Below are 25,306 nucleotides of genomic sequence, written 5' to 3'. Positions count from 1 at the left end.
GCCATCAGGCGCGGCGCGTCTATGGTCGGGCGCGAATTCTCAGGCAGGACGAAAAACGGGGAGAGCGCGATGGCCGGACCGATAGACAAGACGCTGCGCGCGGCGAAGACCCATGCAAAAAGCGGAGCTTTCGCGGAGGCCGAGGCGCTCTATCGCGAGGTTCTCGCGCGATTTCCCGGCAACAAGCGGGCGCAGGCCGGGCTGGCCGAGATCTCGCAGTCGCGCGCGACCCGTTCGATGAACCCGCCGCGCCCGGTGATCGACCAGCTCTTCGGCCTGAAGAAGGCGGGCCGCGATCGCGAGGCCGCCGAAGTCGCCGCCCGTGTCCTCAAGCAATTCCCGCGCGCCCCTGCCGCGATGGAAGTGCGGGCCGCGGCGCTCTCGACCCTGGGCGATCACGAGGGGGCCGCGGCGCTCTTGCGCGAACTGGTAGGTATGTTTCCCGACGCGCCCGATGCCCACGGCAGCTACGGCAACGAGTTGATGGCGCTGAATCGCGACGACGAAGCCGTGGTCGAATTCGAGCGCGTTCTGGAATTGCGCCCAGGCGACCCGGTTGCGCTCAACAATATCGGTAACGCCAAGCGCCGCGCGGGCGAGCAAAGCGAGGCGCTCGAGATGTATCGCGCCGCCCATGAGGCCGCGCCCGATTTCGTCGAGGCACAGCTGAACCTCGCCAACGCGCTCGTCCTGAGCCATAAAGCGCAAGAGGCCGAGCCTCATCTGTTGGAAGTTCTTGCGAAGTTGCCCGACAATTTCCGCGCCTTGACGACGATGGGCGACGTGCGACGCGATCTCGGCGACAAGCCGGGTGCGATCGACTATTACAAGCGTGCGCTCGCAATCAATCCCGACCATGCCGAAGCGCTGGCGTCGCTGATTATGGCGACGCGTATTTCCGAAGGCGATCCTCTCGTCGCACGCCTTGAAGGTCTGCTTGAGGCACCGCATCATTCGGAGAGGGAACGGGTCCGATACGAATTCGCCCTGGGCAAAGCCTATGAGGATATCGGCGACATCGACAAATCCTTCGCTTTCTATGCACGCGGCAATGCGCGTCGCAAAGAGCTGCTGGGCTACACGATCGAACAGGACGAGACGCTGTTCGCGCAGATCGAGCAGGCCTTCCCGGCCGTGCCTGCAGCCATTCCCGAGGCCGCGCAAGATGGCCCGGAGCCGATCTTCATCGTCGGCCTGCCGCGCTCCGGCACGACACTGAGCGAACAGATCGTGAGCGCCCATCCGATGGTCGCGCCGGGCGGCGAGTTGATCGAACTCGGCAGCCCCTTGTCCCAGATCGGCTGGTCGAATCCAGAGGACTTCCGCGCGAAGGCCGAGGAAATCCGGGCCGAATATCGCGAGGTTTTGCGCGCGCACGCCAAAGGCGCGCCTTTCGTGACCGACAAGATGCCGCTCAATTTCCGCTGGGTCGGGGCGATCCGGGCGCTGTTTCCCAAGGCAAAGATCATCCATCTTCAGCGCGACCCGCGCGCGGTGATCTGGTCGATCTATCGGTTGAATTTCGGCTCCGATGGCAACGCCTACGCGCATAGCCTCGACGATCTGGTGGCTTATCGGGCGTTGCATCAGGACCTGATGGCGCATTGGAAATCGCTCTTCGCCGAGACGATTTACGACCTGAACTACGAGCGTCTGGTGGAAAATCCGGAGACCGAAATTCGCGCGCTGCTCGACTATCTCGAATTGCCCTTCGACGAGGCTTGCCTTCGCCCGCAGGACAACAAGCGCATCGCCCGCACCGCATCGCGCGATCAGGTGGTCAAACCGATCTACAAGGGCAGCTCGCAGGCGTGGGAGAAATACGCCCCGTATCTGGAGGCGGCATTCGCGAAGCTCGACTGATGTTCGGTCTTCGGCCTAACTGCGCCCGCTCCTCTGCGGGCGCATTTCGCTGAGCGTTCCGTTCGGACGGTCTTCGTTCCCGCTTGTCGGCGCCCCTCCCGGTGGCGCTGCTGCCGTGCTTGTCATCGCGCGGCGGCTCGCTATGGTCGGGTCGATTTCGCGAAGGAGAGCCGATGGCCGGGTCCGTTGACAAGATGCTGCTCGCCGCACGTGGCCATGCCAAGCGCGGGGAATACCGGCAGGCCGAGGCGCTTTACCGTGACGTGCTCGGCCGTTTTCCGGGCAACAAGCGCGCCAAGGCGGGGCTAGAAGCGCTCGCGCAGGTCAGCAAGGGGAAACCGGCCGCGGGGCCGCCGCGCGCGCTGCTGCAGCAGTTGATGGGGTTGATGCAGACGGGGCGCAACCGCGAGCTCGTCCAGCAGACGAAACGGGCGCTGACAGAGTATCCGGAGGCTATCCTCTTGCTCGAATTAAAAGCTGCGGGGGAGGGGGGCCTGGGCGATCACGACGCTGCAGCCGAGACCTATCGCCGCCTGATCTCCCTGCGGCCCGATCACGCCGACACCCACGGCAACCTGGGCAATGAACTGATGGAGCTGGGGCGCCATGAAGACGCGATCGCGTCGTTCGACCGCGTATTGGCGCTGCGCCCGGGTGACCCCGTGGCGCTGAACAATCAGGGCAATGCCTTCCTCGCGCTCGGCCGCGAGATCGAGGCGCGCACACGGTTCGAGGCGGCGCTGGAGGCCGTAGCGGACGATAAGCTCACTGGCGATGCGATGTCTGGGGCCGCACAAGCGCGGTCGCCCGACCCGCGCCATGTCTTCGCGTTGAACAACCTTGGCAACATTCTCCTCGCCGAAGGCGATATCGCCGGGGCACGGACGCGGTTCGAGGCGGCGCTCGCGGCCGACCCGAGCTATGCCGAGGCGTGGTGGAATCTCTCTCGCCTGCATGGCTTCGCGCCGGACGATCCGCTGCTTTCGCAACTCGAGGCGCAGGTCGCGGCGGAGGCGCATTCCGAGCATGACCTGATGCTGCTCGAATTCGCGCTCGCCAAGGCGATGCACGATGTGGGCGGGACGGAGCGGGCCTTCGCGCTCTGGCAGTCGGCCAATGCGCGGCGCAAGGCTGAACTGGGCTATGACATCGCGCAGGATCGCAAGCTTTTTGCGCAGCTGCGCAAGCGTTTTGCCGCGCCCCATCCGCCAATCCCTGAGACAGAGACCGACAAGGCCGCACCGGTGCCGATCTTCCTGCTGGGCCTTCCGCGCTCGGGCACGACGCTGGTCGAGCAGATCGTCACCCAGCACAGTCAGGTCGCGCCCGGAGATGAGATCGCCACGCTCGATCGCGAGATGAGTGCGCTCGACTGGAGCGACCCGGAGGCGCTTAGCCGGGAGGCGGGGCGGATACGTTCCGCCTATTACGAGACGCTCACCAGACTGGCCGATGGCAAGCCGTTCGTGACCGACAAGATGCCGCTCAATTTCCGCTGGATCGGAGCGATCCGGGCGCTGTTTCCGCGCGCTTCGATCGTGCTTGTCCATCGCGATCCGCGCGCGACCCTCTGGTCGATCTATCGCAACTTCTTTTCCAGCACGGGCAATGGCTACGCACATGATCTGGACGATCTCGTGGCCTATCACGGGCTCTATCGCGATCTGATGGCGCATTGGGCGGTGCAGCCCGGTGCGATCGTCGATTGCGACTATGAGGCGCTGACGGAAGCCCCTGAGGCGCGCAGCCGCGCGCTGATCGATGCGCTCGGGCTGCGCTGGGAAGACGCCTGCCTGCGCCCGCAGGACAACGCCCGCACGGTCGCGACGACATCGGACACGCAGGTGCGCAAGCCCATCTACAAGGGCAGTTCGCAGGCATGGGAGAAATATGCGCCCTATCTGGAGGCCGCTTTCGCGAAGTTAGACTAAGCGCGGGCTTGTGGCGTGAGGAAGGCTCGCTAAGCTGACCGCACCCAACGGAAAGTTCCGCCATGCCCGAACTCTCAACATATGCTCGCTTTCGGTGCCGTGGCGCTTGCGATGGTGCTGAGCCCCGGTCCGAACATGATCTATCTCGTCTCACGCACGATCTGCCAAGGGCGGCGCGCGGGGCTGATCTCGCTGGGCGGGGTGGCATTGGGGTTCGTCTTTTAAATGCTCTGTGCCGCCTTCGGGATCACCGCAGTCGTTCTTGCCGTGCCTTATGCCTATGACGCTCTGCGGATTGCCGGGGCGCTCTATCTGTTCTGGCTGGCATGGCAGGCTGTGCGACCGGGCGGGCGCTCTGCCTTCGAGACGCGCGAGTTGCCGGTCGACGGGCCGCGCAAGCTGTTCTTGATGGGGTTCGTCACGAACCTGCTCAATCCCAAGATCGCGGTGATGTATCTGTCGCTGCTGCCGCAATTCATCGACCCCGCAGCCGGATCGGTGCTGGCGCAATCTCTGGCGCTTGGCGCGGTGCAGATCGTGATCTCGGTGAGCGTGAATGTCGCCATCGTGATCGGCGCAGGCGCAATGGCCCGGTTCCTCGCGACGCGCCCGCTCTGGATGCGGGTGCAATGCTGGGCGATGGGGACGGTGCTCGCCGCGTTGGCGCTGAGCGTGTTGCGCGATGCGCGGCGGTGAGGTTCAGAACCGGTCCTTGCGGGCGCGGGCTTCGGTGAAAACCTCGACGGGTGACGCGCTCTCGGGCAGGCCGAGCGCGTCGCGCAGTTGCGGATCGGTGCCGCGCAGGAACGGGTTGGTGGTCTTCTCAAGTGCCAGTTCGACCGGAACGGTGGGCCGGGACTGGGCGCGGGTGGCGCGAACATCTTCCATCCGCGCAAGAAGGTTCGGATTCTCCGGCTCGATCGAGAGCGCAAAGCGACCGTTCGCCTCGGTATATTCGTGCCCCGAACAGACCAGTGTATCGTCGGGCAGTTCGCAGAACCGGCTCAGCGTGTCGAACATCTGTTGCGCCGAGCCTTCGAAGAGCCTTCCGCAGCCCCAGCTCATCAGGCTGTCGCCGGAGAACAGCAGGCCGCCTTCGGGGAAGTAATAGGCGATATGGCCGACCGTGTGGCCGTCGGCGGCAAGAATTTCGACATGCTCCATCCCGATCGCGAGTTTCTCGCCCGGCGAGACCTCCTGATCGAGCTTGGGCAGGCGATGCGCATCCGCCTTGGCACCGACGATTTTCGCCCCCGTCGCCGCCGACAACGCCTGAACGCCGTCGATGTGATCGGCGTGGTGATGTGTCAGCAGGATGAGATTCGCTTTCCAGCCCCGTTCGTTCAGCGCCTTCAGGATCGGAGGCGCTTCTGGAACGTCGATCACGGTGGTTGTGTCCGTCGCCGCCTCATGCACGACATAGGCATAGTTGTCGGAGAGGCAGGGAATGATGAGAAGCTCAACGGCCATGGTGTTTTCTACCGCTTTGATTATCTTGGAACATAGCTAAGCCGAAGGAAGCGAAAGGCGCAATGCATCTCGACGTACTCGACCTGCGGAATTTCTACTACCGGACGCAGCTAGGCCGCGCGGCGCAGCGGGCAATCCGGGACCGGGTTGTTTCGATGTGGCCCGCGACGGGGCCGCAGATGGCGGGGCTCACGGTGGCGGGCTACGGCTTCGCGGTGCCGCTGCTGCGTCCTTACCTGGAGCCCGCGCGCCGGGTGATCGGCTTGATGCCGGCAGAGCAGGGCGTGATGCCGTGGCCAGCGGGCATGCCCAATGTCTCTGTCCTGTGCGACGAGGCGCGCTGGCCGCTGGAGACGGGCCGGGTGGATCGGCTGATCGTGATGCATGGGCTGGAGACCTCGGACAATTCCGAGGCCCTGATGCAGGAATGCTGGCGGGTGCTGGGCCCGGGGGGCAGGGCGATGTTCATCGTTCCGAACCGGGCCGGGCTCTGGGCGCCGCGCGAAGCCACGCCCTTCGGCTTCGGCAAGCCCTACACTCTGGGGCAGCTCGACCAGCTCGCGCGCCGTTCCGGCTTCGTGCCCGAACGTCATACCGGTGCGCTCTATATCCCGCCGAGCCATCGCCGCTTCTGGCTGCGCTCGGCCGCTATGTGGGAACGCGTGGGCACCAAGGCCGCCGGCGTGCTGGCCGCCGGGGTGGTGATGCTCGAGGTCTCCAAGCAAGTCCATGCGCGCCGCGATTCAGGTCTGGGCGCGCGCGTGCGCAAGCCGCTTTCGATTCTCGAAGGGGCGGTGAAGCCGGCGACGGACCCGGTTTGAGCCAGAGTTAACGCCTCGCGCGCGGCAGAACGTCGCCGCGCAACACTCAGGTTCGCATACCGCCCCGGGGCGCAACTCTCGGTCGTCCGCCGCAGGTGCGGAATAATTATCCGACAACCAACGCGCATTGAGGTGAATCACTTCCGCACAGCGATCCGTGACCGAGCGCTCCAAATTCCTGTTAGCGCCCACAAAATCCTCCTCTTCCTGTCACCTTCCCGCGACGAAGGGCATATTGGGGGGCTTCTGCTCACATTCTCGTGCTCAAGACGGTTGCGAGGGGGGGATTGCTCTGCTAGTGACCTCCCCGATAAGCGGCGCGGAGGGCATGTCTCAAGCGCGCCGGGGGAGCGCCCCAAGGCCTGTTCCGGGTCGGGGCAAAAAAGCATCGGAAGGGTGGACGTGTCCGAACCAGCTTCGATTTCCGCAAGCATCGCCGGCCGCTATGCGCTGGCCATTTTTGAACTCTCGCGCGAAGAAAATGCCCTCGCCGCGCTCGAAGCCGATGTCTCCGCGCTGTCGGAGGCGCTGGCGGGCTCTGCCGAGCTGCGTGAGGTGATCGCATCGCCGGTCTACACGCGCGACCAGCAGGCAGCCGCGATTGGCGCTCTGGCGGGGAAAATGGGTCTGTCGGACCCGATGTCTAATGGCCTGCAGCTGATGGGTGCCAAGCGTCGCCTCTTCGTGCTGCCGCAGCTTCTCAAGGCGCTGTCGGACCTGATCGCGGACGAGAAGGGCGAAGTGACCGCCGATGTCACCTCGGCCAACGAGCTCAGCGCCGCGCAGGCCAAGAAACTCGCCGAAGTGCTGAAGAACCAGACGGGCAAGACCGTCAAATTGAACACCGCCGTCGATGAAAGCCTCATCGGTGGCATGATCGTAAAGCTGGGCTCGCGCATGGTCGACACGTCGATCCGTTCGAAGCTCGCTTCTCTCAAGAACGCCATGAAAGAGGTCGGATAAATGGGCATCCAAGCAGCTGAGATTTCTGCGATCCTCAAGGAGCAGATCAAGAATTTCGGGCAGGACGCCCAAGTGGCCGAAGTCGGTCGCGTGCTGTCGGTTGGCGACGGTATCGCGCGCGTCTACGGGCTCGACAACGTCCAGGCCGGCGAGATGGTTGAATTCCCCGGTGGTATCCGCGGGATGGCACTGAACCTCGAAACCGACAACGTCGGCGTCGTGATCTTCGGTTCGGACCAGGACATCAAAGAAGGCGACACCGTCAAGCGCACGAACTCCATCGTGGACGTGCCGGTCGGTGAAGCGCTGCTCGGCCGCGTGGTCGACGGTCTCGGCAACGCGCTCGACGGCAAAGGCGCCATCGAAGCGAAAGAGCGTCGCGTCGCCGACGTGAAAGCCCCGGGCATCATCCCGCGTAAATCGGTTCACGAGCCGATGGCGACCGGCCTCAAGTCGGTTGACGCGATGATCCCGATCGGCCGTGGCCAGCGTGAGCTGATCATTGGCGACCGTCAGACCGGTAAGACCGCAATCGCGCTCGATACCATTCTGAACCAGAAGTCGTACAACGACGCCGATCCGTCCAACAAGCTGCACTGCTTCTACGTCGCGATCGGCCAGAAGCGCTCGACCGTGGCGCAGCTGGTGAAGAAGCTCGAAGAGACCGGTGCGATCGAATACACCACCGTGATCGCCGCGACCGCGTCGGACCCCGCGCCGATGCAGTACCTCGCGCCCTACACCGCGACCGCGATGGCCGAATATTTCCGCGACAACGGCATGCACGCGCTGATCATCTATGATGACCTCTCGAAGCAGGCTGTCGCTTATCGTCAGATGTCGCTGCTGCTGCGTCGTCCGCCGGGCCGCGAAGCTTACCCGGGCGACGTGTTCTACCTGCACTCCCGCCTGCTGGAGCGTTCGGCGAAGCTGAACGAGGACTTCGGCGCCGGTTCGCTGACCGCTCTGCCGGTCATCGAAACGCAGGGCGGCGACGTGTCGGCCTTCATTCCGACCAACGTGATCTCGATCACCGACGGTCAGATCTTCCTCGAGACGGAACTGTTCTACCAAGGTATCCGTCCCGCCGTGAACACCGGTCTGTCGGTGTCGCGCGTCGGCTCGTCGGCTCAGACGAACTCGATGAAGACCGTTGCAGGCCCGGTTAAGCTGGAACTCGCACAGTATCGCGAAATGGCGGCCTTCGCTCAGTTCGGCTCGGATCTCGACGCCGCAACCCAGAAGCTGCTGAACCGTGGTGCGCGCCTGACCGAGCTGATGAAGCAGCCGCAGTATTCGCCGCTCACCAACGCGGAAATCGTTGCGGTCATCTTCGCGGGGACCAACGGCTATCTCGATAACATCCCGGTGTCCGAGGTTGGCAAGTTCGAACAGGGTCTGCTGGATTACCTGCGCAACTCGCGCAAGGACATCCTCGACTGGCTGACGAACGAGGATCCGAAGATCAAGGGTGACGCGGCCGACAAGCTGAAAGCCGCTATCGACGAATTCGCCAAGACCTACGCGTGATTGGCCTGAAAGGACAGGGACATGCCCAGCCTTAAGGACCTCAAAAACCGGATCGGAAGCGTCAAGAACACGCGGAAGATCACCAAGGCGATGCAAATGGTCGCCGCCGCGAAACTCCGCCGCGCCCAAGAGGCGGCGGAGGCTGCGCGCCCCTATGCCGAGCGGATGCACTCCGTGATGGCCGGGCTCGCGGCCTCGGTGCAGGGATCGGACAATGCGCCGCGCCTGCTCTCGGGGACCGGTTCGGACCGGGTGCAGCTTCTGGTGGTCATGACCGCCGAACGCGGCCTGTGCGGTGGCTTCAACGCCAATATTGCGAAGCTCGCGCGCCAGACGGCTGACAAGCTGCTGGCCGAGGGCAAAGAGGTGAAGATCATCACCGTCGGCAAGAAAGGCCGCGATGCGCTGCGCCGTGAATACGGTCAGTACTTCATCGGCCATGTCGATCTGAGCGACGTCAAGCGCCTGAGCTATGACGACGCGCAGAAGATCGCCCGCGACCTGATCGGCCGCTTCGACAAGGGCGAGTTCGACGTTGCGACGATCTTCTTCTCGCTCTTCGAGAGCGTGATCGCGCAACGCCCGACCGCGAAGCAGATCATCCCCGCTTCCTACGAACCGGAAGAGGGCGAAGAAACGCCGAGCGTGAATTACGACTACGAACCCAGCGAGACGCAGATCCTCACCGACCTGCTGCCGCGTGGGGTCGCGACGCAGATCTTCACGGCTCTGCTGGAGAACGGTGCCTCGGAACAAGGTGCGCGGATGTCCGCGATGGACGCTGCGACGCGCAATGCGGGCGAAATGATCGACAAGCTGACGATCGAATACAACCGCACGCGCCAGGCCGCGATCACCAAGGAACTCATCGAAATCATTTCGGGCGCCGAGGCGCTCTGACGGAACCGGAGAAAAACAGACATGGCAAGCAATGGTAAAGTGACCCAGGTCATCGGCGCCGTCGTCGACGTGCAGTTCGACGGCGAGCTGCCTGCGATCCTCAACGCGCTGGAAACCGAGAACAACGGCAAGCGCCTCGTTCTCGAAGTGGCTCAGCACCTCGGCGAAAACTCGGTGCGCACCATCGCGATGGACGCGACCGAAGGCCTCGTGCGCGGCGCCGAAGTGAAGAACACCGGCAAGCCGATCTCGGTGCCGGTCGGCAACGCCACGCTCGGTCGCATCCTGAACGTGATCGGTGAGCCCGTGGACGAGAAGGGTCCCGTGGAAGCGGAAGAAACCCGTGCCATCCACCAGCCCGCGCCGAACTTCGAAGCTCAGGCGACGTCCTCGGAAATCCTCGTGACCGGCATCAAGGTCATCGACCTGCTCGCGCCCTACTCCAAGGGCGGTAAGATCGGCCTGTTCGGCGGCGCTGGCGTCGGCAAGACCGTTCTGATCATGGAGCTGATCAACAACATCGCGAAGGTGCACTCGGGTTACTCCGTGTTCGCTGGTGTGGGCGAGCGGACCCGTGAAGGGAACGACCTCTATCACGAGATGATCGAATCCAACGTCATCAAGCCCGACGATCTGTCGAGCTCGCAGGTGGCACTGGTCTACGGCCAGATGAACGAGCCTCCGGGTGCGCGTGCGCGCGTCGCTCTGACCGGTCTGACCCTGGCAGAGCAGTTCCGCGACCAGTCGGGTACCGACGTTCTGTTCTTCGTGGACAACATCTTCCGCTTCACGCAGGCGGGTTCCGAGGTGTCGGCACTTCTGGGCCGCATCCCCTCGGCAGTGGGCTACCAGCCGACGCTGGCCACCGACATGGGCGCGATGCAGGAACGCATCACCTCGACCAAAGCCGGCTCGATCACCTCGATCCAGGCCGTCTACGTTCCGGCTGACGACCTTACCGACCCGGCTCCGGCGACCACCTTCGCCCACCTTGACGCCACGACCGTTCTGTCGCGTGCGATTTCGGAACTCGGCATCTACCCGGCCGTGGACCCGCTGGACTCGTCCTCGCGTATCCTCGATCCGGGCATCGTCGGCGAAGAGCACTACAAGGTCGCGCGTCAGGTGCAGGAGATCCTCCAGCGCTACAAGGCTCTGCAGGACATCATTGCCATCCTCGGCATGGACGAACTGTCCGAAGAGGATAAGCTGACCGTGGCACGTGCCCGTAAGATCCAGCGTTTCCTCTCGCAGCCCTTCGACGTTGCGAAAGTGTTCACCGGTTCGGACGGCGTTCAGGTTCCGCTCGAAGACACCATCGCGTCGTTCAAGGCGGTTGTTGCAGGCGAATACGATCACCTGCCCGAAGCGGCCTTCTACATGGTTGGCGGCATCGAGGACGTGAAAGCGAAAGCCGAGAAACTCGCCGCTGCGGCGTAAGGAGGCATTATGGCCGACACGATGCAATTCGATCTCGTTGCGCCCGAGCGCAAGCTGGCCTCGGAAGAGGAAGCGGTCGAGGTCATGGTGCCCGGCGCGGATGGTGACCTCACGGTCATGCCGGGCCACGCCCCGATGCTGACCACGCTGCGTCCGGGAAAGCTGACCATGGTGACGCGGTCGGCAACCCAGAGCTACGCGGTGACGGGTGGCTTCGCCGAGATCACCCCCGAGGGGATCACGGTTCTGGCCGAACGTTCGCTGCCTGCGGAAGAGTTCACCAAGGAAGTGCACGAGCGCCTCATCGAGGAAGCCCGTCGCGTCCATGACGAGGCGCATCCTTCGGTGGCCGACATGACCGCGAAGCTTCTGGCCGACATGGAGGCCCTCGGCTCGCATATGCTGGGCTGAGAGCTTTCGCGATAAGATTTAGGAAGCCCCGGATTTTCCGGGGCTTTTTATTGCCTGCAGTTCGAGTAAGCTCTGCCTCAGGTTGAAAGGAAAAGGCCCTCTCGCGATGATCACTATCGAAAGCCACCGTCTGGGAATGCAACGCGGCTCGCTCGTGCTGTTCTCCGATTTTCAGGATGGCGGCGCCATGTGGACGGGCGAGGGCCCGCGCGAGTTGCGCAAGAAGGTCGCCTTCCCCGAGCCGTTCCGCGCGACCCCGATGGTGCAGGTCTCCCTGTCGATGTGGGACGTGGACAGCAAGCACAATTCGCGGATGGATATCTCGAGCGACGGCGTCACGCCCGAGGGCTTCGTGATCGTCTTTCGCACTTGGGGGGACAGCCGCGTGGCACGTGTGCGTGCCGACTGGCTGGCGTTGGGCGGGGTCTCGCATGAGGATGATTGGGATATCGACTGAGCCGCGTCGATAAGGCCGATGAAAAACGCCCCGCCGATCGGCGGGGCGTTTTCCTATGTGTGGGGGAGGGCGGTTCGCAAACCGCCCGTCTCAAGATCAGTCGAGCGCCTTGAAGTTGAGCGCTGCGCCTTCGTCCTTGATGCCCGAGAACCAGCGCGCCGTGACGGTCTTGGTCTTGGTGTAGAAGCGGAAGGCGTCCGGGCCGTACTGGTTGAGGTCGCCGAAGGCCGACTTCTTCCAGCCGCCGAAGGTGTAGTAGCTCAGCGGAACCGGGATCGGGAAGTTGATGCCGACCATGCCGACATTGACGTTCGCCGCGAAGTCGCGAGCGACGTCGCCATCGGCGGTGTAGATCGCGGTGCCGTTGCCATAGGGGTTGTCGACCACCAGATCGAGCGCCTCGTCATAGGACTTCGTGCGCACCATCGACAGGACCGGGCCAAAGATTTCCTCTTTGTAGATGTCCATGTCGGGGGTGACGTTGTCGAAAAGCGACGGGCCGACGAAGAAGCCGTCCTCATAACCCTGCAGCGAGAAGTCGCGGCCATCGACCACGAGGTTTGCACCCTGCTCAACACCCGAATTGATGAGCGACTTGATCCGCTCCTGCGCCTGCTTGGTGATGACCGGACCGTAGTCCACGTCGTCGCCGCCGGTATAGGGGCCGACTTTCAGCTTCTCGATTTTCGGCACGAGACGCTCGACCAGCGCATCCGCCGTGCCGTCACCCACCGGAACCGCAACCGAAATCGCCATGCAGCGCTCGCCAGCGGCGCCGTAGCCCGCGCCGATCAGCGCGTCGGCGGCCTTGTCCATGTCCGCATCGGGCATGATGATCATGTGGTTCTTCGCACCGCCGAAGCACTGCGCGCGCTTGCCGTTGGTGGCGGCGCGACCGTAGATGTATTGCGCGATCGGGGTCGAGCCCACGAAGCCAACGCCCTGGATCGTCTCGTGATCGAGGATCGTGTCCACGGCTTCCTTGTCGCCGTTGACGACCTGCAGCACGCCATCGGGAAGACCGGCTTCCTGCGCCAGTTCAGCGAGCATGATCGCGGTGGTCGGCACGCGCTCGGACGGCTTGAGGATCATCGCGTTACCGGCCGACAGAGCCGGACCCATCTTCCAGAGCGGGATCATGGCGGGGAAGTTGAACGGCGTGATACCGGCCACGACGCCCAGCGGCTGACGCATTGAGTAGAGGTCGATACCGGGGCCTGCGTCGCCCGTGTATTCGCCCTTGAGCATCGCCGGCGCGCCCATGCAGACCTCGATCACTTCGAGGCCACGCTGCACGTCGCCCTTCGCGTCGGGGATGGTCTTGCCGTGCTCTTTCGACAGAGCCTCGGCGAGCTTGTCCATGTCGCGCTCGATCAGCTGACCGAATTTCATCATCACGCGGGCGCGGCGCTGCGGGTTGACCTTCTGCCACTCCAGCTGCGCTTTCGCGGCGTCCGCGATCGCTGCGTCGAGCTCGGCCGGGGTGGCCAGTGCCACCTTGGCGATCTGCTCGCCGGTAGCGGGGTTGAAGACTTCGCCGAAGCGGCCCGAAGTGCCCGCAACGCGCTTGCCGTTGATCCAGTGACCGATTTCTTCCATGAGACGCTCCTCCTACAGATAATCTTGGCTTGAGCGCACTCTAGCCTTGCGAAAATGAGCATAAAAGAGGAAGTAGCTCAAAAGCGTTTTGCGTTTTTGCAAAGAGGGGCGTGGTATGGATTGGGACGATCTGCGGATTTTCCTTGCCGTCGCGCGGGCCGAGAGCCTGTCGGGTGCGGGGCGGCGATTGAAGCTGGACGCGGCCACCGTGGGGCGTCGGATCGCGCGGCTCGAAGAGGGGATGGGCGCGAAGCTTTTCGTGAAGTCGCCGCAGGGCTATGCGCTTTCCGAGTCCGGGGATCGGCTCCTGCCGCATGCCGAAGCGGCGGAGCAGGTCTTTGCGGGCGCGGACGAGGAAATGTCCGGGATCGCGGGCCAGTTGACCGGCCAGCTGAGGATCGGCGCGCCCGATGGCTGCGCGAATTACCTTCTGCCGCAGGTCTGCGCGAAGATCGCCGAAGAAAATCCGGGGCTGGAGATTCAGGTCGTCGCCCTGCCGCGCGTCTTCAACCTCTCGAAGCGTGAGGCGGATATGGCGATCGCGGTATCGCGCCCGACGGCGGGCCGTCTGACCGTGCAAAAATTGAGCGATTATCATCTCAGCCTCGCCGCCCATCGCGACTATCTCGCGAAAGCGCCGCCAATTACCTGCAAGGAGGATCTCCGTCATCACCGGATGATCGGCTACATCCCCGACATGATCTTCGACAAGGAACTGGACTACTTCGCCGAGACCGAGGCAGAGGTGATGGGGCTCGCCTCGAACTCGGCGGCGGTACAGACGCGGATGATCGAGGCAGGTGCGGGTGTGGGGATCGTGCATGATTTCGCGCTTCCCTTCGCCCCCGGGGTGCAGCGGGTGCTGGGTGGCGAGATCCGGCTCAACCGCGCCTTTTGGTTGATCCGCCACGCGGACGATCGCCGTTCCGAGCGATTGACGCGCTTCGCGGAGGCGCTGGGACAGGGGCTTCGCGACGAGGTCGCACGGCTCGAACACGCTGCGGTTGAAATATAACTGTTGGCCCCGTGAACCGCAAAGCCGTTGACAAATCTATGAAAGCAGTGGGACGCTCGAGTCTACACGACCTTTTCAGGGAGACGTCGATGCAGGTGATGCAGATTCTCAAGAACAAGGGCGAGATGGAAATTTTTACCGTCGCCCCGGACATGAAGCTGAGCGAGGTAATCGCCAAGCTGGCCTCGAAACGCATCGGTGCGGTGATCGTCTCGCAGGATGGCGAAACCGTGGACGGGATCGTCTCTGAGCGCGATGTCGTGCGCGAGATCGCCAAGCGCGGTGCGGAGTGTCTGGTGATGACGGCCGCGGATGTCATGACCCGTGACGTCAAGCACTGCGCCCCGATGGACAGCACCGAAGAGGTGATGAGCCTGATGACCGAGGGCCGTTTCCGCCACATGCCGGTGCGCGAAAATGGCAAGATGGTCGGTGTGATCTCGATCGGTGACGTGGTCAAGGCGCGCCTGAACGAGCTTCACATGGAGAAAGAGTCGCTTCAGGGCATGATCATGGGCAACTGATGCCGCATTGCAGCACCTTCCCGCTTGCATTTGATCGCGCAATATAGTTGCGTGCGCTGAGCTTTTTGGCGGGCGACGAGGGAGGATGCCATGCGGATCGGTCTTTACCCCGGAACTTTCGATCCGGTCACGCTGGGTCACCTCGACATTATCGAGCGCGCGATGGCTCTGGTGGATCGGCTCGTGATCGGGGTCGCGATCAACCGTGACAAGGGGCCGCTTTTCCCGCTCGAGGAACGCGTCGCCATGCTCCAGGAAGAATGCGCCAAGATCACCGACCGCCGCGGCGGCGAAATCGTCGTGCATCCTTTCGAAAACCTGCTGATCGATTGCGCCAAGGATGTCGGTGCGACCGTGATCGTGCGCGGGCTGCGTGCGGTGGCCGATTTCGAATACGAGTTCCAGATGGTCGGAATGAACCGCGCGCTCGATTCCTCGGTCGAGACGGTGTTCCTGATGGCCGATGCGCGGCGGCAGGCGATTGCTTCGAAACTGGTGAAGGAAATTGCGCGGCTCGACGGGGATGTTTCGAAATTCGTCACCCCCGCCGTGCGCGATGCCTTGATCAAGGCTTACGCCAACCGCTGATCAGTCTTTCGAGGCTGACTTGCCGGATTGCTGCGATTTCTGCTGCATCTGGGTGCTGCCGCTCGCATTCGCCGAGGCGTTGGCGGCGTTGCCCGCCTGCTGCGGCAGGTTGTCGAGCCCCCATTGATCGATCACGACGGAATCCTCGACGCCTTTCAGCGCGAGGTTCGCCTCGTAGTAATTGCCCGATTTGATCAGCTTGGACGCATCCTGCAGATGGGTGAGCGAAGACTTCGCCGGCACCAACGCCGCCGAGATCGACACATCGATATCGTTATCCTTAAGCGTCTTGGCCGCCGCCTTCGCATTGCCGTTCGCCATCTGCTGATTGGCCTTGCCGACGGCCTTCTGGTTCTCCGGCGTCACGGTGAAGCTCTCGCCAAGCGCGATGGAGCTGTCGAAGGGCAGGTAGGTCACGCCTTTCGTGCCAGCCTTCGAGGGCACGCCCCATTGGCTCTCGGCTTTCTCGGCGGCCTGCATTTTCGCCGTGGCGTCCTTGGTCATCTTCCTCGCCATGTCGGTATTGCCGTCGAAGATCGCCAGCCGCGCGGCGCGTACTTCGCGCATCGCGGTGTAGGCGTCGTCGACCGTGGTCAGCAATTCCTTGTCGGTGGAACTCGCCGTGGTCTGCGAGACCGCGTCATTACTTTGGCTCTGGCTGCTCTGGATCGCGCTCCCCCCGGAATTGCTGTTGGAATTCGTCGTGGCCGCGGAGGCCATCTCGAAGCCTGCGGGACCCGCGATCAGCGCGGAGGAGAGGGCGAGGGCGAGGAATTTCTTGCTGCGTTCCATGGGATATTCCCTTTCGTGATGGGGTTCAGCTAAGGCGGAGCCGCCGGGCGGCGCGCTCCATGACCCTGAAACGTCCCCGATTTCAAAGGGTTCTATCACCACGCATCAAGGCTCACGGCGCGCCCGAGAGGGGCCGTGCGCCCTCTGTGAGCCGTGTGTGAGAGGTGAACGCGAAAAGGGCGGCCCAACTTGGACCGCCCTTCGTCATTTTCGCCTTGCCGGGGCAGCACCCCGATCACGTCAGATCAGCTTGCCCATCGCGACGGCGGTATCCGCCATGCGGTTGGAGAAGCCCCATTCGTTGTCGTACCAGCTCAGGATGCGGACCATGCGGCCCTCCATCACCTTGGTCTGGTCCATATGGAAGATCGACGAATGCGAGTCGTGGTTGAAGTCGCTGGAGACGTTGGGCTTCTCGGTATAGCCGAGGATTCCCTTCAGCGGGCCGTCCGCTGCTGCCTTGATCGCGGCATTGATCTCTTCGACGCTGGTGTCTTTTGCGGCCTCGAAGACCAGATCGACGACCGAGACATTCGGCGTCGGCACGCGGATCGCGACGCCGTCGAGCTTGCCGTTGAGCTCCGGCAGCACGAGGCCCACGGCCTTGGCCGCGCCGGTCGAGGTCGGGATCATCGACAGCGCGGCCGCACGGGCGCGGTAGAGATCCTTGTGCATCGTGTCCAGCGTCGGCTGGTCGCCGGTGTAGCTGTGGATCGTGGTCATGAAGCCCTTCTCGATCCCGATCGCATCGTTCAGGACTTTCGCGACCGGCGAGAGGCAGTTCGTGGTGCAGGACGCGTTCGAGACCACGAGGTCGTCCGCGGTCAGTGCACCGTCGTTGACACCGAACACGATCGTCTTGTCAGCGCCGCTGGCCGGGGCCGAGACCAGAACCCGCTTCGAGCCGTTCTCGAGGTGGAAGGCTGCCTTTTCGCGCGCGGTGAAGATGCCGGTGCATTCCAGCGCGACATCGACATCGCCCCAGGGCAGTTCTTTCGGGTCGCGGATCGCGGTGACCTTGATCTTGCCGCGGCCGGCATCGATCCAGTCTTCGCCGGTCGTGACTTCCTGCGGGAATTTGCCGTGCACGGAGTCGAATTGCAGCAGATGCGCGTTCGTCTCGACCGGGCCGAGATCGTTGATCGCGATCACCTCGATATCGGTGCGACCCGACTCGATGATCCCGCGCAGCACGTTGCGGCCGATGCGACCGAACCCGTTGATGGCAACTTTAACCGTCATATCCGTCTCCTCTGGCTGGCTGCCCGGCAGGGAGTTGCACGGGCAGGTCTTCCGTTAACGCTAACAAGCGCGTTCAGCGCCAAAGGTCAACGGGGTTACACCCTGAAGCTAGCGCCAGAACGCGACATATTGAACGAGATCGACGATTTTTTTCGCCAGAAAGAGCAGGATCCGGCCGTCATCGGCCAATACATCCGCCAGAATGAGAAATATGAGGAGGCCCCCAAGCCAGAGCGCGATCCGATTGGTCATCTATTCCCTTCGCGCGCCCTTGCCCGGCGCGTCAATGCACAAGTCGCCCCATCGCCCCGGCCACATCGGCCATCCGGCAGGAGAACCCCCACTCGTTATCGTACCAGGCAAGGACGCGGACAAGCTTGCCCACGACCTTGGTCTGGTCCGGCGCGAAGATAGAGGATTGCTGCGTGTGGTTGAAGTCGATCGAGACTTTCGGCTCGGGGTCGTAGCCCAGCACCATGCCCATGTAGCCGGCGGCGGCTTCGCGGACGATCTCGTTCACCTCCTCGCGGGTCACGGACTTGCGGGCCTCGAAGGTCAGATCAACTGCGGAAACATTGGGGGTCGGAACGCGCAGCGCGGTGCCGTCGAGTCGGCCCTTCAGTTCGGGCAGCACTTCTCCCAAGGCTTTGGCAGCGCCGGTCGAGGTCGGGATCATCGCCATCGCGGCGGCGCGGGCGCGGTAGAGATCCTTGTGGCGGCGGTCGAGCGTGGGTTGATCGCCGGTATAGGAGTGGATCGTCGTCATCACGCCCGATTCGATGCCGATTGCGTCGTTGAGCACCTTGGCGAGCGGGGCGAGGCAGTTCGTGGTGCACGACCCGTTCGAAACGACGTGATGCGCCTGAGTCAATTCGCGATGGTTGACGCCGTAGACGACGGTCTTGTCGGCATCGGTCGCGGGCGCGGAGACCAGCACCCGCTTCGCGCCGCGACCCAGGTGGACTGCGGCCTTGTCGCGGGCGTTGAACTTGCCGGTACATTCGAGGACGACATCGACGCCGTCCCAGTCGAGTTCTTCCGGATCATAGGTCGACATCACGTCGATCGGGCCGCGCCCGAGGTCGAGCGTGTTGCCCGCGACTTTCACCTGTCCGCCGAACCGGCCGTGGACGGAGTCGTATTTCAGGAGATGCGCGTTGGTCTCGATCGGGCCGGTGGCGTTGATCTTGACGACCTGCACGTCGTTGCGTGCGGCTTCCGCGATATGCGCGAGCGTGCAGCGCCCGATGCGGCCGAAGCCGTTGATGCCGATGGTGACGGTCATGATGATCTCTCCGAAGCGCGTGATTTCGGCGCTGGATACCATTGCATGCAGAGTGAGAAAAGGTTTTGAAACAGTATGTTAGCGTAAACACGCGGTGTTTGCGATAACATTGCGGGGCAGGGCGGGACTTTGAGGTGAAGGGCTTCGCCAGACGGGACTCTGCGACAGAATCTTTCGTTCAATCCTCATCCTCCGCGACGAGGAATATCTCGCCCGCCGCTTCCATCTCCCGAATGGCGGCGACGACCGCGCTCATCGCCTCTTCGGCGTCTTTCTCCTTCACCTTGCCGAGATTCGCCATTTCGTCGCGCAGCGATTGCGCCATGCGCTGGGACATGTTCGTGAGAATGAACTCTGCCGAGGGTTTAAGCGACCCGGTCGCCCCGGCAAGTGCGACGGTCAGCTGCGCCTGATCGACGACTCGGAGCACTTTCGGGATATCGCGCGCGTCGATGCGGGCGGGGATGTTGGCAAAGGTGAAGATTGCCTTCTTCACCTCGTCGGCGAATGTCTTGTCCTCCTCCTCGAGCCCCTTGAGCACCGCGTCGCGGGTCGCAGATGCGGAGTAGTTCAGGATCGCGCCGACCCTTTCCACGGGACCGGAATCGAAGGCTTTCGGCGGGGCGGCATCGAGTTGCGCGGCAAGCGCCTGCCCGATGCGCAGCACCGTTTCCGGCGCGACATTCCCGGTCAGCGAGACGGCATAGGCGATCCGGCGCGCCTTCTCTCCCGGCAGGAGACCAAGCAGCTCCGCCGATTTCGCGACCGAGAGCTTCGATAGCATCACGGCGCCCACCTCGACGCTTTCGCCTTCCAGCACGGGTAGAAGTACCTCTGCCGAGAGGCCCGCGATCCGCTGCCACGGGTCGCCCCGGGAGGAGCCGAGGGCCAGTCGGCGCAGTCGGTTCGAGGCCGAGGGCGAAAGCTGCCCATCGAGCAGAGACAGCGCCCCTTCCAGCCCACCGGGGAAGGCGAGGCCGACCGCCTCCAGTTCTCCGCAGAACTCCTCGACCACGCTGACGACGGTGTCGCGATCGACGAGGCGCAACTGCGCCACGGTCTCGGTCAATTCGGTCTGTTGATCGTCGCTCAACTCCGTCAGCGGAAGTTTCAGCCCTTCGGAGGCGAGCAGCCGCACGATGATCGCAGCTTTCTGGCGCCGCGACAGCGGCCCGGGGCGGGCAGCTTTGTCGCTGGCCGAGTCGGACCCGGGCATATGGCCGAGCGCCATGGGCGCGATCGCATTCACCGCGAGAACCTCCGTGCTGGGCATCGGCCGCGCGGGCGGCCAATGCGGTTTCGCGGTCAGCTTTGCACGGAGGACGTTAAGACGGACTTACCGTCTCAGCGGTCAGCTGGATTGCAGGACGCAGGCATTCGCGTCCTTATCCCAGACCTTGCCCTGCGGGCAGGACATGGAGGCCTGATGATCGCCGTAGCATTCGGCGGAAGCCACGAGCGGGGCGAAGATCAGCACGGTGGCTGCAAGGATGGTTCGGATCATCTGCAATCTCCCTTTGCCAGATGCCCTAGGGTAAGCCCGAATCACGCGCGCCGCCTATAGTCTGTCGACATAGGCGGCGCGAAACGGGCTTGTGTCTCGATTATTCGCCGAAAACGCGGGCAAAAATCGTGTCGACATGCTTGGTATGGTAGCCCATGTCGAATTTTTCGTTGATGCCGTCCACGCCGAGCGCGGCCACGACGTCCTTGTCGGCCAGCAGCTGCTCGCGGAAATCGACGCGGTCTTCCCAGACCTTCAGCGCATTGCGCTGCACCATCGCATAGGCGTCTTCGCGCGATACGCCAGCCTGGGTCAGCGCCAGCAGGACGCGCTGGCTCATCACGAGGCCGGGGAACTTGTTCATGTTCTCCAGCATATTCTCGGGGTAGATAATCATCTTGTCGACGACACCGGCGAGACGGTTCAGCGCGAAGTCCAACGTCACGGTGGCGTCGGGGGCGATCCCGCGCTCGACCGAGCTGTGCGAGATGTCACGCTCGTGCCAAAGCGCCACGTTCTCCATCGCCGGGATCACGGTCATCCGCACGAGGCGGGCGAGGCCGGTGAGGTTCTCGGTCAGGACCGGGTTCTTCTTGTGCGGCATCGCCGAAGAGCCCTTCTGGCCCATCGAGAAGAATTCCGCGCCTTCGAGCACTTCGGTGCGCTGCATGTGGCGGATTTCGATCGCGACGTTCTCGATCGACGAGGCGATGACGCCCAGCGTCGCGAAGAACATCGCGTGACGGTCGCGCGGGATCACCTGCGTCGAGATCGGCTCGGGGCGCAGACCCAGCATCTTGCAGACATGTTCTTCGACGCGCGGGTCGATATTGGCGAAGGTGCCGACAGCGCCCGAGATCGCGCCGGTGGCGACTTCTTCGCGGGCGGCCGCGAGGCGCGCCTTGTTGCGGTCCATCTCTGCGTAGAAGCGCGCGAAGGTCAGGCCCATCGTGGTGGGCTCCGCATGGATGCCGTGCGAGCGGCCCACGCGCACCGTGTCCTTGTGCTCGTAGGCGCGCTTCTTCAGCGCCGCCAGAACCTTGTCGAGATCGGCCAGCAGGATATCGGCGGCGCGTACCAGCTGCACGTTGAGGCAGGTGTCGAGCACATCCGACGAGGTCATGCCCTGATGGACGAAGCGCGCTTCGTCGCTGCCCACGTGCTCGGCCAGATGGGTGAGGAAAGCGATCACGTCATGCTTGGTGACGGCTTCGATCTCATCGATGCGGTCGACGTCGAACTCGACATCCTTGGCTTTCCAGACAGCCTCGGCATTCTCTTTCGGGATCACGCCCAGCTCGGCCTGAGCGTCGCAGGCATGCGCCTCGATCTCGTACCAGATCTTGAACTTGGTGGCGGGTTCCCAGATGTCGACCATCTCTTTGCGGGCATAACGCGGGATCATCGGCGGCCTCTTGATTGCGTGTGGTTGCGCGCTTGTTAGACTGCAGCTGCCTTTGGGGCAAGGGAGAGCCAATGCCGCAGCTGTCGGATTTCGAGGGGGACTGGGTGCTGACGCGCCGTATTCTGCATGCGGATGGCACCGAGGCCCGGTTCGAGGGCCGCGCCAGTTTCGCGCCCGAAGGGGTCGGGTTGCATTATCGCGAGAGCGGCGAGTTGATGATGCCGGGCGGCCAGAGCTTTCATGCCGAGCGCAGCTATTTCTGGCGGCTGGAGGCGGGGCAGATCGCGGTCGCGTTCGAGGATGGGCGGCCTTTCCATAGCTTCGATCCGCTGAAGCCCACCGCAAGCCATTGGTGCGATCCCGATGACTACCGCGTCAGCTACGATTTCGAGGCCTGGCCCGCATGGCGGGCGATCTGGCGGGTGCAGGGGCCGCGCAAGGATTACCAGATGATCTCGGACTACGTGCGCGGCGCGGGGCCGCCCTGACGAGGGCCTCTTGTCGTGGGCCGCGGCGCGCGGCAATCTGCGGGGATGAAAGACCTTGTCGCCACACCGATCCTGCAAAACCGCCTGAGCTTCGCGCCTTGGGCCGATCCGCGCACGCGGCGGCTGCCAGGTGTGATCCCGGTGACATATGAGGACTGGCTGGAGGTCGATGATGCCTACGCCGCCCAGATGGGCCTGCGCGACCGGCTGATCGAGGAGGCGCGCGATCTGGTGCTGGGCCTGTCGGAGCACGGACGACCTGCGGCGGAGGAGCTCTACGATCTGATCTTGCCGATGTTGCCGGCGCTGGGATTTGCCTGCAGTGCGGAGACGGTCACGCGGCCCGATGGGGCGGTGGTCGCGCTGGATCGCACGGACCCGCTCGCCACGCTCGGGCGGCTGCTGCAATGCGATCTATGCCTGATGGAAGCCGACCCCGACGCGTTCGGCCATACCGAGCATGTGCTGACCGGCGGTGTGCTGTGTTTCCCGTCGGGCTGGACGCTGCGCGAGAAATTCATGCGCCCGATGATGCGCATTCACGAACCGATCGAGCTCTACACCGACGATCTCGGCAAGCGGGTGCAGCGCTTGCTGGATGGCGTGCGTGAGGGCGGGGGGCTGATGCGCGGGACCGCCTCGCGCTCGGCGGCACATCTGCATGATCCACGCTCGGAATACGAATTCGCCCACGCGCCCGCCGACGCCCCTTATATTAGGGTGGAGCGGCAATGCCTGTTCCGGCTGCCGCGCACGAATGCCGTGGTCTTCTCGATCCACACGCAGGTCGTGCGACCGGAAAGCCTGAGCCCGGATCAGGCGCAGGCGTTGGCCGAACACCCGATCCGGCAGGCGGATTAAGCTTCCTGCATCAGCCGCCAGCGCGTCTCTGCCATATCCTGCGAGACCATGCCGGGGATCAGCAGCGCGTCGATCAGCCACCACAGGCCTGCAAGGCCGAGCGGGATGAAGCCGATCAGGATGGGCGACAGAAGCGTGCCGATCCCGGTCAGCGCCAGCATCACCACGCCGGAGAAGACGCGCCCCATATACATCCGGTGCACGCCAAGCATGGGCAGCATGAACCACAGCACATAGCCCAGCAGGGCCGACTTCTTCTCATTCGCGACGCGCTGCTCGATATAGAGCGCGCGGGCATCGTCTCGGGTCATGTTAATCTCCATAACATCTTCCCAGCCGATATGGGCAGTTGTGCCGCGCGATCAAGAGGGGGCGGAAATTCCGCCATGGCGGCGGGGCGACGCAGGCGTCCGGATTTATAAGTCTTTAACCAAAAGTTACCTAGGGGCAGCGTAGCGCCATTCGCCTTATGCGCGAGTGCGGCGAGGCTGCGGATTACGGCAGTTAGGAAGAAATGTAACATATAAAACAACAAGATAAAAAACGGTGATCAACGGCTTGTGATTTTTTGTCGAGATCCGTTTATGGGCCGGAGCCGCAACAATTGGCGGCTTTCGTCACAATTATGGACGAATCAAAGGTAAAAACCGGGTTAAAGAAAAGCGGGCTCGAAGGTTCGCACTTTGAGGCAGTCAATAGGGAAGAAAATGTCGGATCTCTCGACCAATTTCGAACTGGCAAATGCGACGGGCGCGACCCGGACAGGAGCGCGTATTCTGCGCTACGAAGGCATGGGAAAGCGCCTTTTCGACATTCTCGCCGTGGTCGCGATCCTTCCGGTTCTGCTGCCGCTGATCGCGCTTCTGGCGCTCGCGGTGCGCGCCGATGGCGGTCCCGCCTTCTATTCGCAGATACGCGTCGGGCAGGGCGGCAAGCGGTTCCGCTGCTACAAGCTGCGCACCATGCATGTCGATGCCGAGGCGCAGCTCGTGCGTATGTGCAACGAAAACCCGGCGCTCGCGCTGGAATGGTCGGTGAACCAGAAGCTCGACGACGATCCGCGGATCACGCGTATCGGCCGCTTCCTGCGCCGCACCAGCCTCGACGAGCTGCCGCAGTTCTTCAACGTGCTCTTCGGTTCGATGAGCCTCGTGGGGCCGCGCCCCTTCATGCTCGATCAGGAGGCCAGCTACAAAGGCGCCATGGGCCGGGCCTATTACAAGATGCGCCCCGGCATCACCGGGCTGTGGCAGGTCGCGGGGCGTTCGACCACCGCCTTCGTGGATCGCGTGCGCTTCGACGAACGCTATTACGCGAAACTGTCGCTGCTGACCGATCTGTGGCTCTGCCTGATGACCGTCGCCGTGGTGCTGCGCCAGACGGGCAAGTAATTCCGACACCGGTTGCGAGAGAGAGACGGCTTGTAACCTGCCAACGGGCGCTCCCATCGGGGCGCCCGTATTGGTTCAATTCGCGACTTGCAGGAAGCGCAGCCCGCCCTTGTCGAGCCATGCTGCGCTCAGGAGCCCGGTTTCATAGGCGCCGGTATCAACTGCAATGCGGCCCTGATCGGCCATGGGTTGATCGACGACCCAATGGCCGAATGCGATCCAGACCCCGTCGCGCCGGGTCATCTGTCCGAAACGGGGATGGCCCCAGAGCAGCGCATCGCGGCTTTGGCGTTCCATCGGGTGATAGGGATCGGCCCCGGCATGGGTCGCGGCGAACCGCCCCTCGCGCCACATCGCGGGCCGCGCATCGAGCCAGGCCAGCAGATCGGGCCCCAGCGCACGCGCGAGATCCATCCGCACCGCGTCGAGCACCTCGAGATCGGTCTCGTTGGGATCGGGCGGCGCGATGCCATAGCTTTGCAGCGTCTGCGCCCCACCGACGCGCAGCCAACCGGCCGTGCGTGCGTCGGGCGCGAGCAGGAAATCGAGCATCATCCGCTCGTGATTGCCCATCAGGCAGATCATCCGCGAGGGGTTGGCAAGCTGCGCCGCGTGCAGCGTCGCGAGCACCCGCGCCGAATTCGGGCCACGGTCGATCATGTCGCCGAGCGTGATGATCCGGGCCTTTGCCCCTTCCGGTTCCTGCCCGATCCGCTCGAACATCTTGGCCAAGAGATCGGCGCGGCCGTGAAGGTCCCCGATCACGCAGATCGGCGCCTCCGGACGGGGCAGGCCATTGGGTGCCGAGGAGGGAGCGGTCTCTGGT

General features: G+C 63.5%; 28 protein-coding genes. 17 read left to right on the top strand and 11 right to left on the bottom strand.

Going from position 1 to position 25,306, the window contains the following annotated elements; all coding sequences use genetic code 11:
• Positions 1-69 precede the first annotated feature (69 nt).
• The 4 genes from B6V74_RS01520 to B6V74_RS01510 all read left to right on the top strand — a co-directional run bounded on the left by B6V74_RS01520 (position 70) and on the right by B6V74_RS01510 (position 4,490).
• On the top strand, positions 70-1,863 hold the full coding sequence (locus B6V74_RS01520; protein ID WP_168184166.1) for a sulfotransferase: 1,794 nt from the start codon (positions 70-72) through the stop codon (positions 1,861-1,863).
• Between the two features lie 173 nt (positions 1,864-2,036).
• Positions 2,037-3,794 (top strand): sulfotransferase, encoded by a 1,758-nt coding sequence (locus tag B6V74_RS01515; RefSeq protein ID WP_088721772.1) that lies wholly within the window; start codon positions 2,037-2,039, stop codon positions 3,792-3,794.
• 81 nt (positions 3,795-3,875) lie between these two features.
• Positions 3,876-4,019, top strand: coding sequence for a hypothetical protein (locus B6V74_RS19045; protein WP_206185170.1), 144 nt, complete (start codon positions 3,876-3,878; stop codon positions 4,017-4,019).
• On the top strand, positions 4,020-4,490 hold the full coding sequence (locus B6V74_RS01510; protein WP_206185169.1) for a LysE family translocator: 471 nt from the start codon (positions 4,020-4,022) through the stop codon (positions 4,488-4,490).
• A gap of 3 nt (positions 4,491-4,493) precedes the next feature.
• On the opposite strand, the gene gloB is transcribed toward B6V74_RS01510, so the two are convergent.
• Positions 4,494-5,264, bottom strand: a complete 771-nt coding sequence (gene gloB / locus B6V74_RS01505; RefSeq protein WP_075774500.1) for a hydroxyacylglutathione hydrolase — start codon at positions 5,262-5,264, stop codon at positions 4,494-4,496.
• Between the two features lie 62 nt (positions 5,265-5,326).
• On the opposite strand from gloB, the gene B6V74_RS01500 reads away from it, so the two are divergent.
• The 7 genes from B6V74_RS01500 (at position 5,327) to B6V74_RS01470 (ending at position 11,786) form a co-directional block, all read left to right on the top strand.
• Positions 5,327-6,085, top strand: a complete 759-nt coding sequence (locus B6V74_RS01500) for a methyltransferase domain-containing protein (RefSeq protein WP_075774501.1) — start codon at positions 5,327-5,329, stop codon at positions 6,083-6,085.
• 402 nt (positions 6,086-6,487) lie between these two features.
• The gene (locus tag B6V74_RS01495; protein ID WP_075774730.1) at positions 6,488-7,048 is read left to right on the top strand and encodes a F0F1 ATP synthase subunit delta; all 561 of its coding nucleotides are present in this window, start codon (positions 6,488-6,490) and stop codon (positions 7,046-7,048) included.
• Positions 7,049-8,578, top strand: coding sequence for a F0F1 ATP synthase subunit alpha (gene atpA, locus B6V74_RS01490; protein WP_075774502.1), 1,530 nt, complete (start codon positions 7,049-7,051; stop codon positions 8,576-8,578). It begins immediately after the preceding gene.
• 21 nt (positions 8,579-8,599) lie between these two features.
• Complete coding sequence (locus tag B6V74_RS01485) at positions 8,600-9,478, top strand: F0F1 ATP synthase subunit gamma (RefSeq protein ID WP_075774503.1); 879 nt, start codon at positions 8,600-8,602, stop codon at positions 9,476-9,478.
• 21 nt (positions 9,479-9,499) lie between these two features.
• Positions 9,500-10,918: a F0F1 ATP synthase subunit beta gene (gene atpD, locus B6V74_RS01480; RefSeq protein WP_075774504.1), complete on the top strand. Its 1,419-nt coding sequence runs from the start codon at positions 9,500-9,502 to the stop codon at positions 10,916-10,918.
• Positions 10,919-10,927: 9 nt separating this feature from the next.
• Positions 10,928-11,329 carry a F0F1 ATP synthase subunit epsilon gene (locus B6V74_RS01475; protein ID WP_088721771.1) on the top strand — a complete coding sequence of 134 codons (402 nt, stop codon included), beginning with the start codon at positions 10,928-10,930 and terminating at the stop codon, positions 11,327-11,329.
• 106 nt (positions 11,330-11,435) lie between these two features.
• Positions 11,436-11,786, top strand: coding sequence for an H-type lectin domain-containing protein (locus B6V74_RS01470; protein WP_075774506.1), 351 nt, complete (start codon positions 11,436-11,438; stop codon positions 11,784-11,786).
• A 96-nt stretch (positions 11,787-11,882) separates the two neighbouring features.
• On the opposite strand, the gene B6V74_RS01465 is transcribed toward B6V74_RS01470, so the two are convergent.
• Positions 11,883-13,385, bottom strand: coding sequence for a CoA-acylating methylmalonate-semialdehyde dehydrogenase (locus tag B6V74_RS01465; protein ID WP_075774507.1), 1,503 nt, complete (start codon positions 13,383-13,385; stop codon positions 11,883-11,885).
• A gap of 115 nt (positions 13,386-13,500) precedes the next feature.
• Here B6V74_RS01465 and B6V74_RS01460 point away from each other — a divergent pair, with 115 nt between their 5' ends.
• The 3 genes from B6V74_RS01460 to coaD all read left to right on the top strand — a co-directional run bounded on the left by B6V74_RS01460 (position 13,501) and on the right by coaD (position 15,512).
• On the top strand, positions 13,501-14,400 hold the full coding sequence (locus tag B6V74_RS01460; RefSeq protein ID WP_075774508.1) for a LysR family transcriptional regulator: 900 nt from the start codon (positions 13,501-13,503) through the stop codon (positions 14,398-14,400).
• 89 nt (positions 14,401-14,489) lie between these two features.
• Positions 14,490-14,924, top strand: coding sequence for a CBS domain-containing protein (locus tag B6V74_RS01455; RefSeq protein WP_075774509.1), 435 nt, complete (start codon positions 14,490-14,492; stop codon positions 14,922-14,924).
• A 90-nt stretch (positions 14,925-15,014) separates the two neighbouring features.
• Positions 15,015-15,512 carry a pantetheine-phosphate adenylyltransferase gene (coaD, locus tag B6V74_RS01450; RefSeq protein WP_088721770.1) on the top strand — a complete coding sequence of 166 codons (498 nt, stop codon included), beginning with the start codon at positions 15,015-15,017 and terminating at the stop codon, positions 15,510-15,512.
• Here the strand turns inward: coaD and B6V74_RS01445 are convergent, their stop codons facing one another.
• The 7 genes from B6V74_RS01445 to purB all read right to left on the bottom strand — a co-directional run bounded on the left by B6V74_RS01445 (position 15,513) and on the right by purB (position 21,740).
• Positions 15,513-16,304, bottom strand: coding sequence for a YfdX family protein (locus B6V74_RS01445; protein WP_088721769.1), 792 nt, complete (start codon positions 16,302-16,304; stop codon positions 15,513-15,515). It lies immediately after the preceding gene.
• Positions 16,305-16,544: 240 nt separating this feature from the next.
• Positions 16,545-17,546, bottom strand: a complete 1,002-nt coding sequence (gap, locus tag B6V74_RS01440; protein ID WP_088721768.1) for a type I glyceraldehyde-3-phosphate dehydrogenase — start codon at positions 17,544-17,546, stop codon at positions 16,545-16,547.
• 108 nt (positions 17,547-17,654) lie between these two features.
• Positions 17,655-17,798, bottom strand: a complete 144-nt coding sequence (locus tag B6V74_RS18865; protein ID WP_088718884.1) for a hypothetical protein — start codon at positions 17,796-17,798, stop codon at positions 17,655-17,657.
• 31 nt (positions 17,799-17,829) lie between these two features.
• Positions 17,830-18,831 (bottom strand): type I glyceraldehyde-3-phosphate dehydrogenase, encoded by a 1,002-nt coding sequence (gap, locus tag B6V74_RS01430; protein ID WP_075774731.1) that lies wholly within the window; start codon positions 18,829-18,831, stop codon positions 17,830-17,832.
• A 178-nt stretch (positions 18,832-19,009) separates the two neighbouring features.
• Positions 19,010-20,047 (bottom strand): FliG C-terminal domain-containing protein, encoded by a 1,038-nt coding sequence (locus B6V74_RS01425; RefSeq protein WP_240497058.1) that lies wholly within the window; start codon positions 20,045-20,047, stop codon positions 19,010-19,012.
• A gap of 135 nt (positions 20,048-20,182) precedes the next feature.
• On the bottom strand, positions 20,183-20,335 hold the full coding sequence (locus B6V74_RS18860; protein ID WP_157771572.1) for a hypothetical protein: 153 nt from the start codon (positions 20,333-20,335) through the stop codon (positions 20,183-20,185).
• Between the two features lie 100 nt (positions 20,336-20,435).
• Positions 20,436-21,740, bottom strand: a complete 1,305-nt coding sequence (gene purB / locus B6V74_RS01420; RefSeq protein WP_075774513.1) for an adenylosuccinate lyase — start codon at positions 21,738-21,740, stop codon at positions 20,436-20,438.
• A 71-nt stretch (positions 21,741-21,811) separates the two neighbouring features.
• On the opposite strand from purB, the gene B6V74_RS01415 reads away from it, so the two are divergent.
• Positions 21,812-22,228: a DUF6314 family protein gene (locus tag B6V74_RS01415; protein WP_088721767.1), complete on the top strand. Its 417-nt coding sequence runs from the start codon at positions 21,812-21,814 to the stop codon at positions 22,226-22,228.
• A gap of 45 nt (positions 22,229-22,273) precedes the next feature.
• Positions 22,274-23,089: a DUF3445 domain-containing protein gene (locus tag B6V74_RS01410; protein WP_088722168.1), complete on the top strand. Its 816-nt coding sequence runs from the start codon at positions 22,274-22,276 to the stop codon at positions 23,087-23,089.
• Here B6V74_RS01410 and B6V74_RS01405 read toward each other — a convergent pair.
• Complete coding sequence (locus B6V74_RS01405; RefSeq protein WP_075774515.1) at positions 23,086-23,400, bottom strand: TM2 domain-containing protein; 315 nt, start codon at positions 23,398-23,400, stop codon at positions 23,086-23,088. The genes B6V74_RS01410 and B6V74_RS01405 overlap by 4 nt on opposite strands.
• Positions 23,401-23,796: 396 nt before the next feature.
• On the opposite strand from B6V74_RS01405, the gene B6V74_RS01400 reads away from it, so the two are divergent.
• Complete coding sequence (locus tag B6V74_RS01400; RefSeq protein WP_077701185.1) at positions 23,797-24,480, top strand: sugar transferase; 684 nt, start codon at positions 23,797-23,799, stop codon at positions 24,478-24,480.
• A 75-nt stretch (positions 24,481-24,555) separates the two neighbouring features.
• On the opposite strand, the gene B6V74_RS01395 is transcribed toward B6V74_RS01400, so the two are convergent.
• On the bottom strand, positions 24,556-25,245 hold the full coding sequence (locus tag B6V74_RS01395; protein ID WP_240497026.1) for a metallophosphoesterase: 690 nt from the start codon (positions 25,243-25,245) through the stop codon (positions 24,556-24,558).
• Positions 25,246-25,306 lie beyond the last annotated feature (61 nt).

This window comes from Thioclava sp. F42-5, assembly GCF_002213195.1.
Taxonomy (GTDB): Bacteria; Pseudomonadota; Alphaproteobacteria; order Rhodobacterales; family Rhodobacteraceae; genus Thioclava; species Thioclava nitratireducens.
Note: the sequence above shows the minus strand (reverse complement) of the source record. Positions and strands in the feature narration are given on the sequence as shown.

What these genes read in the sequence shown, in the direction of transcription:
- B6V74_RS19045 (WP_206185170.1), top strand. Translation starts at nt 3,876, where the DNA reads ATGCTCGCTTTCGGTGCCGTGGCGCTTGCGATGGTGCTGAGCCCCGGT.
- B6V74_RS01475 (WP_088721771.1), top strand. Translation starts at nt 10,928, where the DNA reads ATGGCCGACACGATGCAATTCGATCTCGTTGCGCCCGAGCGCAAGCTG.
- coaD (WP_088721770.1), top strand. Translation starts at nt 15,015, where the DNA reads ATGCGGATCGGTCTTTACCCCGGAACTTTCGATCCGGTCACGCTGGGT.
- B6V74_RS01445 (WP_088721769.1), bottom strand. Translation starts at nt 16,304, where the DNA reads ATGGAACGCAGCAAGAAATTCCTCGCCCTCGCCCTCTCCTCCGCGCTG.
- B6V74_RS01415 (WP_088721767.1), top strand. Translation starts at nt 21,812, where the DNA reads ATGCCGCAGCTGTCGGATTTCGAGGGGGACTGGGTGCTGACGCGCCGT.
- B6V74_RS01410 (WP_088722168.1), top strand. Translation starts at nt 22,274, where the DNA reads ATGAAAGACCTTGTCGCCACACCGATCCTGCAAAACCGCCTGAGCTTC.
- B6V74_RS01465 (WP_075774507.1), bottom strand. Translation starts at nt 13,385, where the DNA reads ATGGAAGAAATCGGTCACTGGATCAACGGCAAGCGCGTTGCGGGCACT.
- B6V74_RS01455 (WP_075774509.1), top strand. Translation starts at nt 14,490, where the DNA reads ATGCAGGTGATGCAGATTCTCAAGAACAAGGGCGAGATGGAAATTTTT.
- B6V74_RS01425 (WP_240497058.1), bottom strand. Translation starts at nt 20,047, where the DNA reads ATGCCCGGGTCCGACTCGGCCAGCGACAAAGCTGCCCGCCCCGGGCCG.
- B6V74_RS01405 (WP_075774515.1), bottom strand. Translation starts at nt 23,400, where the DNA reads ATGACCCGAGACGATGCCCGCGCGCTCTATATCGAGCAGCGCGTCGCG.
- purB (WP_075774513.1), bottom strand. Translation starts at nt 21,740, where the DNA reads ATGATCCCGCGTTATGCCCGCAAAGAGATGGTCGACATCTGGGAACCC.
- atpD (WP_075774504.1), top strand. Translation starts at nt 9,500, where the DNA reads ATGGCAAGCAATGGTAAAGTGACCCAGGTCATCGGCGCCGTCGTCGAC.
- gap (WP_088721768.1), bottom strand. Translation starts at nt 17,546, where the DNA reads ATGACGGTTAAAGTTGCCATCAACGGGTTCGGTCGCATCGGCCGCAAC.
- atpA (WP_075774502.1), top strand. Translation starts at nt 7,049, where the DNA reads ATGGGCATCCAAGCAGCTGAGATTTCTGCGATCCTCAAGGAGCAGATC.
- B6V74_RS01510 (WP_206185169.1), top strand. Translation starts at nt 4,020, where the DNA reads ATGCTCTGTGCCGCCTTCGGGATCACCGCAGTCGTTCTTGCCGTGCCT.
- B6V74_RS01400 (WP_077701185.1), top strand. Translation starts at nt 23,797, where the DNA reads ATGTCGGATCTCTCGACCAATTTCGAACTGGCAAATGCGACGGGCGCG.
- gloB (WP_075774500.1), bottom strand. Translation starts at nt 5,264, where the DNA reads ATGGCCGTTGAGCTTCTCATCATTCCCTGCCTCTCCGACAACTATGCC.
- B6V74_RS18865 (WP_088718884.1), bottom strand. Translation starts at nt 17,798, where the DNA reads ATGACCAATCGGATCGCGCTCTGGCTTGGGGGCCTCCTCATATTTCTC.
- gap (WP_075774731.1), bottom strand. Translation starts at nt 18,831, where the DNA reads ATGACCGTCACCATCGGCATCAACGGCTTCGGCCGCATCGGGCGCTGC.
- B6V74_RS01485 (WP_075774503.1), top strand. Translation starts at nt 8,600, where the DNA reads ATGCCCAGCCTTAAGGACCTCAAAAACCGGATCGGAAGCGTCAAGAAC.
- B6V74_RS18860 (WP_157771572.1), bottom strand. Translation starts at nt 20,335, where the DNA reads ATGATCCGAACCATCCTTGCAGCCACCGTGCTGATCTTCGCCCCGCTC.
- B6V74_RS01470 (WP_075774506.1), top strand. Translation starts at nt 11,436, where the DNA reads ATGATCACTATCGAAAGCCACCGTCTGGGAATGCAACGCGGCTCGCTC.
- B6V74_RS01515 (WP_088721772.1), top strand. Translation starts at nt 2,037, where the DNA reads ATGGCCGGGTCCGTTGACAAGATGCTGCTCGCCGCACGTGGCCATGCC.
- B6V74_RS01520 (WP_168184166.1), top strand. Translation starts at nt 70, where the DNA reads ATGGCCGGACCGATAGACAAGACGCTGCGCGCGGCGAAGACCCATGCA.
- B6V74_RS01500 (WP_075774501.1), top strand. Translation starts at nt 5,327, where the DNA reads ATGCATCTCGACGTACTCGACCTGCGGAATTTCTACTACCGGACGCAG.
- B6V74_RS01460 (WP_075774508.1), top strand. Translation starts at nt 13,501, where the DNA reads ATGGATTGGGACGATCTGCGGATTTTCCTTGCCGTCGCGCGGGCCGAG.